Origin of the sequence: Paraclostridium dentum (assembly GCF_012922555.1) — a bacterium.
In the GTDB taxonomy this organism is placed as follows: Bacteria; Bacillota; Clostridia; order Peptostreptococcales; family Peptostreptococcaceae; genus Paraclostridium; species Paraclostridium dentum.
The window spans coordinates 218,661-230,939 of sequence record NZ_WIPK01000003.1 but is presented as its reverse complement, the minus strand read 5'-3'; the positions used below and the strand labels follow the sequence as shown (position 1 = coordinate 230,939).

The window sequence follows — 12,279 nt, the reverse complement described above, 5'->3', positions numbered from 1 at the left end:
CTGATTCTACTTCTGACTCAGATTCTACTGCTGATGCTACTGCCGATGCCGACGCTACTTCTGATTCTACTTCTGACTCAGATTCTACTTCTGATGCTGATGCTACTGCAGACGCTGACTCTACTGCTGATGCTGATTCTACTTCTGACTCAGATTCTACTGCTGATGCTACTGCCGATGCCGACGCTACTTCTGATTCTACTTCTGACTCAGATGCTACTTCTACTACCGATACTACTTCTGATTCAGACTCTACTTCTACTGCTGATACTGATTCTACTTCTGATTCAGATGCTACTTCTACTGTAGATGCTACTGCTGATGCTGACTCTACTTCTGACTCAGATGCTACTTCTACTACTGATACTACTTCTGACTCAGACTCTACTTCAGATGCCGATGCTACTTCTGATTCTACTTCTGACTCAGACTCTACTGCAGACGCTGACTCTACTGCCGATGCCGACGCTACTTCTGATTCTACTTCTGACTCAGATGCTACTTCTACTACCGATACTACTTCTGATTCAGACTCTACTTCTACTGCTGATACTGATTCTACTTCTGATTCAGATGCTACTTCTACTGTAGATGCTACTGCTGATGCTGACTCTACTTCTGACTCAGATGCTACTTCTACTACTGATACTACTTCTGACTCAGACTCTACTTCAGATGCCGATGCTACTTCTGATTCAGATGCTACTTCTACTACTAATACTACTGCTGATGCTGACTCTACTTCTGACTCAGATGCTACTTCTACTACTAATACTACTTCTGATTCAGACTCTACTTCTACTGCTAACACTACTGCCGATGCTGACACTAACTCTACTGCTGATGCTGATATCGATGCTAATAATGATTCTAATGCTGATGCTGATGTTACAGCTAATAATAACAATCAATCTAATGCTACTAACAGCGTAGGGCCAATAAATATCAGTACACCTATAAATATATATATAACATGCCCATGCTGTGGTAAAACACATCAATGCAAGCCAGATCACTGCGAACCAGATCACTGCGGTCCAGATTACTGTGAATCAGACCACTGTGGACACTATTGTAATAGAGGCTCTGTGATTAGCATAGATCCAGAAACATGTATATCAAATGAACAAGATGAAAGTAACGATATAACAGAGTAATAGGTTTGAAAGGAGCTTAATTTTTATGAATCAAACAGAGAATATAACTAATAGCAAAGTTGTTCCTTCTAAAAATAAAAAACACCAACATGTTCATAATGGTAAGATTATAGATGATGATACTAAGCTTGTCCCTTCTGAAAATAGCAAGCATGTATCTGATAAAAAACACCAACATGTTCATAATGGTAAGATTGTAGATGATGATAGCGACCTTGCTCCTTCTACAGAAGGCAAGCATAACTCTAATAAAAAAGTTAGTCACCATCACCAAGTTGTTCATAATGGTGAAGTCATAGAAGAGGACAGTAGTCACCAATATATTCAAAATGGTGAGATTATAGATGAAGATAGTAATCATCTTCCTCCTAAGGACATCAAGAATGGCTCTAATAAAAAAGTTACCCATCATCACCAACATGTTCACAATGGTGAAATTATAGACGAGGAATAATGTTTTATAAATCTCTAAATTAAGTTATGTAAAAATGAAATGGTGAGCTTATAAATAAGCTCACCATTTCTAATTATATTCTATTGATTTCCTACTTTATTCTAACTTTACATATAATTAGAAACAATTAACCCACAAGCTAACCTAGCTCCTGCATTTCCTGCTGGTTGAGAAGTAAAATCATCATATCCTTCATGAATTATAAAAGACTTTCCTATTATTTCATCAACAGTAAATCTATTGGTAAATGTAGAAAGTAAGCCTACTCCATCAGCAGATAGTATTGGTGGCAAATCACCTGAGTGCATAGGATGTTCTACTTTTGTTGGATTGTAGTGAGATTTAGCTGCCATAAATGGTTCCTTTTCATTTCCTACTGAACAATCTCCAACCTCGTGAATATGGAATCCATGAAATGCGCTAGTTTGATTGTTTTTATTAGGAATTCCAGTTATATATGCTTTTACATATACTCCTTCATCTAATTGGTATAAATATACCATTCCCTTTATACAAGGTCCTAGTGGGCCTCCTTGTATTTTTGCATATGCATCTGGCTTAGATGGATTATAATTAGAAAAAACCTTTTGAATATCATACTTTTTACAAGAATTGTCCATAATATCCTCCTTAAGTTGTAATAAATTTTCTCGCTCTCTATCTTATGATTATAACTTTCAAAATGTTAATATGTACTTTTACTTAAACATAAAAATGGATATTATCTAAACGATAATATCCATTTTAAAATAATTTATATTTTAATTAAATTATTTTATTTATACAACTTCTAACTCTTCAATACATTCTACTTCTTCATCTAAATCATATTTTTTTATTTCTTTAACTAAAACTATACCAGTTATAATTGCTGATACAATATCTGCAGTAGGTTGAGCTAACCAAATTCCATTTAACCCTATAAAGTTTGGTAATATCATTATCATCGGTATTAACACAATAACTTGTCTTAGTAATCCCAATAGCATAGACATTTTAGCCTTTCCTATTGATTGGATAAAATTACTTCCTACTATTGATATTCCTACTATCGGCATTGCAAATGCATATTTTCTAAGTCCATTTACAGTTATATTCATAAGCTCTTGATCTTTATTAAATGCTCCTACTAAAAGTTGTGGTGCAATCTGAATAACTAAAGCTCCTACTATAAATACAACAGTTGCTAACATTAGACTTATTTTTAAAGTTTTCTTAGCTCTATCATATTTTTTAGCTCCATAGTTGAATCCGACTATAGGTTGCATCCCTTGAACGAACCCAAATGCAGGCATTACAAACAACATATTTATAGAACTTATTGTTGCCATTGCTCCTATTGCCAAATCTCCACCATATACTTTTAATGAAGTGTTGAACATAAGTTGAACCATACTATTAGCTAACTGCATTGCAAATGGCGACATTCCTATTGCAAATATAGTTTTTATAATTGTTTTATCTAATTTTAAATTTATTTTTTTAAATTCAACATTTGACTTTCCTCTTAGGTAATATGTTAAACCCCAAATTGTTGAAACAGCTTGTGATATTATAGTAGCAAGTGCAGCACCTTGGATACCCATATTAAAACCAAATATAAAAATTGCATCTAAAACTATATTCATAAAACATCCTGCTGCCATTATAGCCGCTGAAAGTTTTGGGTTTCCATCACCTCTTATTAAGTTACTAAACATCATTGACATTATATTGAATATTGCTCCGATTAAGATTATACCCATATAATCTTTTGCATATCCTATTGTCGATTGACTTGCTCCAAATACCATAAGCATTTTATTTGAAAATATAGTCCCAAATATGGCTATTAATATACCTATTAAAACCGATAAACTAACTGCATTTCCTACTATTTGTTCAGCTTTGTTTCTATCTCCTTGCCCTAGTTTTAATGATACATTAGTTGTTGCTCCAACACCTATTAAAGTTCCAAAAGCAATTATTATAGACATTATTGGCATTGTTACTCCAAGTCCTGTTATAGCCAAAGGCCCAACCCCTGGTATGTTTCCTATAAATACTCTATCTACAACATTATAAAGTGCATTTACCATCATCCCAATAATTGCTGGAACTGAGTATTTCAGTAATAATCGACCTATTGACTCTGTCCCTAAGATATTTTTACTATTGTCCATACAAATCCTCCTTTATATGTCTATATGATTACATACTTTTTCAAGTAAATTCTTCAATATAATTTCCTCTTCATCAGTTAAACTTTCACTGATTATTTTATTCCAATCATTAAAAACGCTATAGATATTTGGTTTAATATCTTTAGCTTTTTGTGTTAAAAAAATTTTATTAGATCTTTTATCTTCACTATCTTTTACTCTAGTTATAAGATTTTGTTTTTCTAATTTTTTTATAGCTCTAGCAGTTGTTCCTTTATCAATTTTTAAAACTTCTGATATTTCCTCTTGATTTTTCCCATCTTTAACATATAAATCCATTAAATACATAAGTTGACCTGAGCTTAAATCATACTTTGCAACTTCTCTATTTATAAATACTCTAGATTTTCTATATAATTGAGAAATAAACTTCCCAACATATTTTTTGTCATCACATTTTTTTTCACACATTTTTTTATCACCTTTCATTAGTTGTATATGCAACTATATTAGTTTATCACATTTTAGTTGCATATGCAACTTTTTCATTAATCATACTTTCCTTAAACGTAAAAAAGACTTGGATTTTCCAAGTCTTTTTAATTAATATATTTAATTTGCATTTAAGCTTTTTTTCTTAATCGCTATTAAAAGTAATGCTGCTACAACTGTTCCTATTGCTATTGCAGCCAAGAATAATAATAAGCTACTTGTTGCTCCTAGCAATCCAACAATTGGTCCTCCATGAGGAACATTGTCAGTTATTTTAAATACCATTCCCATAGCTCCTGCTATTGCACTTCCTACTACTATAGAAGGTATAACACGTTTTGGATCTCCTGATGCAAAAGGTATTGCACCTTCTGTAATTCCTATAAGTCCCATTAAGAATGCTGATAATCCCGCTCCTCTTTCTTCTTCTGTGAACTTATCTTTAGCTATGAAAGTAGCAAGACCCATAGCCAATGGTGGAACAGGTATAGCACAAGCCACAGCTCCCATTACCAAAGGATTTCCTGCTGCTATTGATGCAACTCCAAATAGGAACGCAGTTTTATTAATTGGACCACCCATATCTATTGCAACCATAGCTCCAAGTACTAATCCTAAAACAACGCTTAATGCTGGATTTGATGCAAGAGATGCTAACATTAAGTTTAATCCGTCCATAACCCATGAAATTGGTGCTCCTAATATTAATATTAAAGCTGCTGAGATAACTGAAACACTTATTATCGGAATAACAAATATAGGCATAATCGCTCTTAAATCTTTTGGTACTTTCCATGTGTTCATCCATTTAACTAAATATCCAGCCATAAATCCAACTATTATTGCCCCTATAAATCCTGTACCATTTGAAGTTCCTAATATTGCTCCATCATTTGCAACCATAGCACATATCATAGCTGGTGCTAATGCAGCTCTTCCTGCTATAGACATTGCTATAAATCCAGCAAGTATAGGTATCATTAATGTAAATCCAATTCCTCCTATTGCACTAACTTTGTTCCATATAGAACCTTCTGGTATCACCATTCCAGATGCAGTAGGGTTTCCTCCTATTGCAATAGCCAACGCTATAAATAATCCCCCTACAACAACGAATGGTATCATATGTGAAACTCCATTCATAAGTTCTTTTACAGATCCACCTGAAGCAGATTTTTTATCCGACTTATTTTCAACTTTTCCTTCTTGTATTTTTGCAGTAGTAGGTAAATTTTCTATAAGAGTTTTTGCACTTTTTATAGCTTCTTTTATAGGAACCTCTATAACCTTTTTACCTGCAAATCTATCTTTTCCTTCTATTGCAACATCTGCTGCAATTATTATATAATCGCAATTTTTTATATCTTCACCAGTAAGTGAATTTTCTACACCTTGTGATCCTTGAGTTTCAATTTTCATTTCGTGTCCTAATTTTTTACCTACAATTTCAAGCTTTTCAGCTGCCATATAGGTATGAGCTACCCCCACTGGGCATTTAGTAACCCCCAATATTTTCATACTTACCCCTCCATTTCAGATATTATATAGTTGTATAGATTTTCTTTATCACTTTCATTTAATAATACTTCTACAAAATCATCATCCATAAGTCTTCTTGCAAACTTTGATATAATTTGGAGATGAATATTACCTTCATCTGTAGCAGGCATAACTAAAGCTATAGCAACTTTTACAGGCTCGTCATCTAAAGACTCCCACTCTATATCATTTTCAAATTTAACTATAGATATAAATGGATTTTTTACTCCTTCAAGTTTTGTGTGTGGTATTGCCACATATCCACCAAATCCAGTTGAGGACTCTTCTTCTCTCTTTAAAAATCCATTTAATAAATCTTGTGAGCATACATCTGAACTATTTACAACTAGATCACTTATAACGCTTAATGCCTCCTCTTTATTTCCTCCATTTACTTTTATACCATCAAATATTAATTCTTTTTTTAATAAATTTTTTATCATTTTTATTTCCTCCTAATACATTAATTCAATTAATTTATTTTTATCTATAGCTTCCATGTTTTCTATAGATTCTTCACTATCTATTTGTGCAATTTTCCTATAAAAATTATTAAAAAACTCTGGATTTTGTTCTAATAAACCATTATCAAAAGCAATTAAGAATACATGGTACACTGTTGTGTCTCCCCACTTTACTCCATCTTTTATATAAGCTATACATATTGAGCTTTCAATAACATGATTAGCTTTTCCATGTGGAATTGCTATGTTATTTATATTAGTTGTAGATAGTTTTTCTCTATTTATAACACTATCTAAATATTTATCATCTACACTAGAGTTTTTATTAAAAACTTTTACCATTTCTTTTAAAACATCTTCATAGGTTTTAGCATTTTCAATTTCTATAAATGCTCCTTTTTGTAATAATTCTTCAAATAATTTTTTACTTTCACTTCTTTTTATATAAGCTTCAATATTTTCTTTATCTTGCTCTTTAATAAGAGGTGATACGTAAATTACATCTTTATGTTGATTTGGAAGCTTTTCAGTTGATATTATAAAATCATAGCAATCCTTTTTCATCTTTAAGAAAGTTTGAACTGAGTATGCTCCCACAATTTCTATATCTTTGTATATATTTTTTATTCTGTTTACTATTAAATCTGTTGATACTTGTCCTAAGTGACAAACAATTAATACTCTAATTTTATCTTTATTACTCTTTGCTCTTTCTATAGCTGTTTGAAAATGCAATGATAGATATATAAGTTCATTATCTAAAAAGCGATATTTATAATCTTCATTTATTACATCTGCTGTTATAGTAGACATTTCAAATGCAAATGGATATAACTTTTTTATATCACTTAAGCTGTAAATCTCGCTTAATACAGAATATCCTCCTCTGCTTATAGTAGAGTATAAATGTATAGATAATCCTTTTTTTAATTGTTCATCCATAAATAAGTCAATTGCCAATTCATTTTTAATTCTGTCTAAAATTCTATTTATAGTCGGTTTTAGCTTTTCTATCTTCTCGCTTTTATTTAGTGAGTTATTTTTTTTCAATACTGAAAATAAATAACATAGATAGTACTTATCCCCTTCCCTTAAAGATAGCTCAAATCTTTTATTTATATCGCTAACTATTTCAGAATACTTATTGAAATTTGGTAAATCTTTTATTAATCTAGTAAAAGATTTGTTTTCTTTGTGGAGATTTTCTTCTCTTATATCTTTCAATAAAAATAATAAATATAAAAATAATTGTTTTATAGATTCATCTGTAAATGTAAATATATTGATTTCTTTTATATAATCTATAATCAATATACAGATATCGATTTCCTGAACTTCAAAATAATCCCTCATATTAAAGTGCAAGTTATCAAATCTATTTACTTCTTCGAAAAAATCTATTCCTTTCATATAAGGAATCACTAACTTTACAAATAAAGACATCCTATCTAATTTTGAAGATGAATACCTTATTCCATAATGCCTAATAGATTGAATATCATCCTTATACTCTTTTAATATTGATACCAATTGTTTTTCTATTAATGATTTACTCACAAATAATTTATCTGCTATTTCTTGTATTGTTATAAAATCTCTTTCTAATATTATTGTCATCAATATTTGATTTTGAATTGGAAACTCTATAAGAGACTGGGCTTCTTTTAAAAAAACTATAAATTTTTCTTTATTTATAATCTTTATTTTATTATTTTCTTGTATCACTAACTGCATATCATAGTTTGCTAATATCTCATTAATTAATATTATTTCATTTTTTACTGTTGCTGTAGTTATTTTAAATCTTTTAGAAATTTGTTTTAGTGAAATATAATGATAATCATTTAAGTAATTTAATATTAAACTTTGGCGTTTACTAATTTTCATCTTTAGGTTTCATCCTCCAGACTCTCTATTATGATTTAATTTTATCCTATGTTCTTTTTTTGTAAAACACACAATAATTTACCCTTTTTAAAATTTCGTGTGTTTATATCAATTTTCTACATTTTTCTTGATTGTTAAATTTGTATTTATATTATAAAGCAAAAAAGAAGCTATATTCAGCTTCTTTTTTATTATTTTTAAAATAAATTTATAATTTTTCTCTAAATATTTATTACCATTACTTTTTCACCATTTATGTCAAACTCTCCATTAAATTCAAATCCAATTTTTTTATATAAAGAAATAGCTCCTATATTATTATCATATACGCTTAAATAAATTTTATTGTATCCATATTCATCTTTTAACCTATTTAGTAAAAATCTTACTCCTGATTCTCCATATCCCTTGCCTTGATTTTCGTGAGAAATTAAAAATCTGTCTAGCCAAACTCTACCTCTCTCACCTTCATTTTTAAATAAGCCATACATAGCAAATCCTATAGCTTTATCTCCATCGTATATTCCTACTGGTCTCCATAACGAAAATTCCTTTGACTCCTTTAAACAATCTTCTACACTCTCAATATATCCAAGTTGTTCTTTCCCTACTTTTAAACTAGTTATTTCTTGATAATTTTTTTCATTAATTTCTTTTATATTCAAATTCATTTTTATCGCTCCCTAATACTTTTTCATAACAATAAAATGGTTCTTCTTTTCCTAAAAAGCTCATCTCTCCAATAAAATTATAATTAAACTTTCTAAATAGAGAATTCATCTTTGTATTTATAGAATAAGTATCTGTTTTTAAATAATTTACTCCACTTTTAGTAGCTAAATCCTCAGCAAAATTCATTAATCTAGATCCTACACCTTTTTTTCTAAAATTAGGATTTACTGCCATTCTGTGAACCACCATGCACTTTTCATTTTTTGACCATTTTAAATCTTTGTATTCTTCTGGTTCAATATAATTAACACATATAAACCCTGTTATAATTTCATCTTGCTGCTCAATATATAAATCTCCTGATTTTATATCTTCATCAAAATCTTGCTCTTTAGGGTAATTCTCATCCCATTGTGTATTGTTGTAAGACTTCATTTCTTTTACTGTTTCTTTTATAATTTCCATTATCCCCTGAATATCATTTGATTTAGCTTTTATTATCATTTACTTATCTCCTTTACCCTTTAATTTTATCCAATCTGCTTCTATATTTTTACTCATTTTATTTATAAGTTTTAAAGCTAATTCCATTTCATCTGAACTAAATCCATTAAGACACACATCTATTTGCCTATTTTCTTCATTTATTATATTGTTGTATATATCAACACCTATAGAAGTTGGCTGCAAATTATAAGATCTCCTATCGAAAGCATCTGCTTCTCTGTATATATAACCTAAATCGATTAATTTCTTTACTGCTTTTGTAGTTGTTGTTTTGTCTACTTTAAGCATATTAGATAAATCTATAAAATTAATTTTATGATTTTCACATATACGAGTTAAAAAAATAAATTGTCCTTTTTGCAAGTTAAACTCTTTATACTTTACATCACTTATATAATTTATAGCCCTTGATAAAACACCTATATTTCTTAATAAATCATTTTCTAATTTTTCCATGATTTCACCTTCTGAAATTTTAGTTTATAATGTTTACTAAAATTGTTTTATATATAAATATAGTTGAACTTTCAACTTTATTTTATATTACAATATTTTAGTTGAAACTTCAACTATATTTTCATATTTAAAAATAATTGCAAATAAAAAGTACATTGATAAATATCAATGTACTTTTTTATCTCTATGATGTAAATGAAATATATATCTATCCTATATATTCTAATATTTCACCTACATTTTTATCTGCCTTAACTTTGTCGTATGCCTTTTCTATAATACCATTTTCATCTATGATGTAAGTTGTTCTAATAACTCCAAACCCAAGTTTTCCATATAATTTCTTTTCTTGCCATACATCGTAAGCTTTTATTGCATCAAGGTCAGGATCTGATAAAAGTATAAATGGTAATTCATTTTTTTGTGCAAATCTTTCATGTGATTTTACACTATCCTTACTTATACCTATTACTACCATATCTTTTGATTTAAACCTATCAAAATTATCTCTAAATGAACATGCTTGCTTAGTACACCCTGGAGTACTATCCTTAGGGTAGAAATATAATACTACTTTTTTATTTTTAAAATCTGATAAACTTACTAAGTTTCCGTCTTTATCTTGTAGTCTGAAATCTGGTGCTTTTACTCCTGCTTCTAACATATTATTTTTCCTCCGGTTTATATTTATTAAATATATACCAAATATGTTTTGTTATTAAACTTTTACTTACTAAATTTTTTTCAGGCTGCATTTAAAATGATTTAATTAAATATTTTGTTGCGGTATATGACTTGTTATATATGGAATTACTTCATCTGGAGATATGTTTAAAGCAATTGCAAGTTCTTCGTTTAAAAGTCTTTCTGCTTCTTTCATAACATTATCATCTACTTGATGTGGTTTTTTTCCAATAGATTTTACTTTTTCATTATTGCAATATATATTTCTTATTAGTTTTATAAGTTCTTCACATTTACCGCTTTTCAGCATTGCATTAAACTCTTTATTTCTTGTTTTATCATCGTCGATCCATGAAATATCCATGTTAGCCATATCATTTAGTAGTGAAGTTGCACTGCTTTTAGATATAGTCTTTCTCATTGGAATATTTTTATTATCCACAGGGGCTTTTATTATTATATTTTCAGCATAAACTGGACTTAATACATAATATTTTCTGTCTTCTCCGTTTATAAACTTTTCATTAGTTATGTCTATAACTTTACATGCTCCTGTCATACCATACATTACACAATCGTCAATCTTAAACATTAAGATTTCACCATCCTTAAAATAATAAAAAAGCTACCTACTTTTAGGTTGGCTTTTTTGACCCATAATAGAAATTATATTTATACACATAATTTAAAATACAATTTCATATTCATTATATAAAAAAAGTAGTTTTGACAACAGGACTTACGTCATCAAAACTACTCGTTGTATTATTATTTTACCACATTTTAAGCTTTTCATGTAAGTAAAAACTTTTTTTTATATAAAACTATATAGAATTTATAATACATTCTTCTACTTTATCAAATCCAACTCTGTCTATAAGCTGGGCAAATCTCTCACCTTCATTTGCATTTTCTTTAAAGTAATTAACAATTGTATCTATAACTTGTAATATATCTTCTTCTTTAAATTTCTTTCTTAGTGGCTTTCCTAAACTAGCTTCTCTACCCATTCTTCCACCTATAAATACTAATATATCTATTTTTTCACTATCACTTTCTACTGCATGTGCTGGACAAAAACTAACGCATTTCCCACAATTGCTACATTTATCCTCTATTATTGAATACTTACCATCCTTATACTCAAATGCTTTATCAGGACATACCTTTAAACATACTTTACATTCAATACACTTCCTATTGTCTATCCTAACCCCTGTTAATGGTAATATACTCAAATCATTAGATTGAGCCTTACCATAGCTATTTTTACAGCCTAATACTGCTATTTTAAATTTAGCAGGTAGCTCTCTTCCAAAAAACTCATTATGTACTTCTTTTGATATTTTTTGAGTATCTATAAGACCGTTAGAGCACACACTTCCTTTACAAGATAAAATTGCTCTTACAGTCTTACCTCCTCCACCTACTATTAATCCATTTTCTTGTACTATGTTTATCACTTTTTCTATATCATCATACTTTATATACGGTATTTCTACCGTTAACCTGCTAGTTAAATTCAATTCTTTATTTCCATATTGCTCTGCAATTTTAGATAATATGCTAAATTCTCTTGAAGTAAATACTCCTGATTTACCTATTACTCTTATAGCAAAGTAACCATCTTGTTTTTGAGGAACTATTCCCTTAGACTTTAATTCATTTTTTTCTTGTAATGATAATATTGGTTCCATGTATTTACCTCCTAATATGACTTTAATTAATATATAATTTCATACGTGATAAATTATAACATTACATTTGCCCATTCATTAATTGAAATTGTTTATAGTAATTATACGTTTTTTTAATAGTAAAAAAGT

The 12,279-nt window shown here is 29.3% G+C and carries 14 protein-coding genes; 1 reads left to right on the top strand and 13 read right to left on the bottom strand.

What is annotated here, in order from left to right:
* On the bottom strand, window positions 1–907 hold a 907-nt coding region (locus GFJ41_RS08655; RefSeq protein WP_170075114.1), incomplete at its 3' end, for a hypothetical protein.
* A 275-nt stretch (window positions 908–1,182) separates the two neighbouring features.
* Between GFJ41_RS08655 and GFJ41_RS08650 the strand changes: the two genes are divergently transcribed.
* Window positions 1,183–1,611, top strand: coding sequence for a hypothetical protein (locus GFJ41_RS08650; protein WP_035118620.1), 429 nt, complete (start codon window positions 1,183–1,185; stop codon window positions 1,609–1,611).
* Between the two features lie 107 nt (window positions 1,612–1,718).
* On the opposite strand, the gene GFJ41_RS08645 is transcribed toward GFJ41_RS08650, so the two are convergent.
* From GFJ41_RS08645 to GFJ41_RS08590, 12 genes are all read right to left on the bottom strand, one after another.
* On the bottom strand, window positions 1,719–2,231 hold the full coding sequence (locus tag GFJ41_RS08645; RefSeq protein WP_035118621.1) for a superoxide dismutase family protein: 513 nt from the start codon (window positions 2,229–2,231) through the stop codon (window positions 1,719–1,721).
* A 159-nt stretch (window positions 2,232–2,390) separates the two neighbouring features.
* Window positions 2,391–3,773 carry an MATE family efflux transporter gene (locus tag GFJ41_RS08640; RefSeq protein WP_035118623.1) on the bottom strand — a complete coding sequence of 461 codons (1,383 nt, stop codon included), beginning with the start codon at window positions 3,771–3,773 and terminating at the stop codon, window positions 2,391–2,393.
* A gap of 12 nt (window positions 3,774–3,785) precedes the next feature.
* Complete coding sequence (locus GFJ41_RS08635; RefSeq protein ID WP_035118625.1) at window positions 3,786–4,223, bottom strand: MarR family winged helix-turn-helix transcriptional regulator; 438 nt, start codon at window positions 4,221–4,223, stop codon at window positions 3,786–3,788.
* Between the two features lie 141 nt (window positions 4,224–4,364).
* The gene (locus tag GFJ41_RS08630) at window positions 4,365–5,762 is read right to left on the bottom strand and encodes a PTS fructose transporter subunit IIC (RefSeq protein WP_170075113.1); all 1,398 of its coding nucleotides are present in this window, start codon (window positions 5,760–5,762) and stop codon (window positions 4,365–4,367) included.
* 2 nt (window positions 5,763–5,764) lie between these two features.
* Window positions 5,765–6,226 carry a PTS sugar transporter subunit IIA gene (locus GFJ41_RS08625; RefSeq protein ID WP_170075112.1) on the bottom strand — a complete coding sequence of 154 codons (462 nt, stop codon included), beginning with the start codon at window positions 6,224–6,226 and terminating at the stop codon, window positions 5,765–5,767.
* Between the two features lie 12 nt (window positions 6,227–6,238).
* The gene (locus GFJ41_RS08620; protein ID WP_170075111.1) at window positions 6,239–8,134 is read right to left on the bottom strand and encodes a BglG family transcription antiterminator; all 1,896 of its coding nucleotides are present in this window, start codon (window positions 8,132–8,134) and stop codon (window positions 6,239–6,241) included.
* 221 nt (window positions 8,135–8,355) lie between these two features.
* Complete coding sequence (locus GFJ41_RS08615; RefSeq protein ID WP_170075110.1) at window positions 8,356–8,805, bottom strand: GNAT family N-acetyltransferase; 450 nt, start codon at window positions 8,803–8,805, stop codon at window positions 8,356–8,358.
* A complete protein-coding gene (locus GFJ41_RS08610; RefSeq protein ID WP_035118631.1) occupies window positions 8,780–9,310 on the bottom strand; it encodes a GNAT family N-acetyltransferase in 531 nt (176 codons plus the stop codon). Before GFJ41_RS08610 ends, GFJ41_RS08615 begins: the two co-directional genes overlap by 26 nt.
* Window positions 9,311–9,769: a MarR family winged helix-turn-helix transcriptional regulator gene (locus GFJ41_RS08605; protein ID WP_035118632.1), complete on the bottom strand. Its 459-nt coding sequence runs from the start codon at window positions 9,767–9,769 to the stop codon at window positions 9,311–9,313.
* Window positions 9,770–9,977: 208 nt separating this feature from the next.
* Window positions 9,978–10,433, bottom strand: coding sequence for a thioredoxin-dependent thiol peroxidase (gene bcp, locus GFJ41_RS08600; RefSeq protein ID WP_021430266.1), 456 nt, complete (start codon window positions 10,431–10,433; stop codon window positions 9,978–9,980).
* A gap of 105 nt (window positions 10,434–10,538) precedes the next feature.
* Window positions 10,539–11,045: a CarD family transcriptional regulator gene (locus GFJ41_RS08595; protein ID WP_021430312.1), complete on the bottom strand. Its 507-nt coding sequence runs from the start codon at window positions 11,043–11,045 to the stop codon at window positions 10,539–10,541.
* 232 nt (window positions 11,046–11,277) lie between these two features.
* Window positions 11,278–12,150, bottom strand: a complete 873-nt coding sequence (locus tag GFJ41_RS08590; RefSeq protein WP_035118633.1) for a ferredoxin-like domain-containing protein — start codon at window positions 12,148–12,150, stop codon at window positions 11,278–11,280.
* Window positions 12,151–12,279 lie beyond the last annotated feature (129 nt).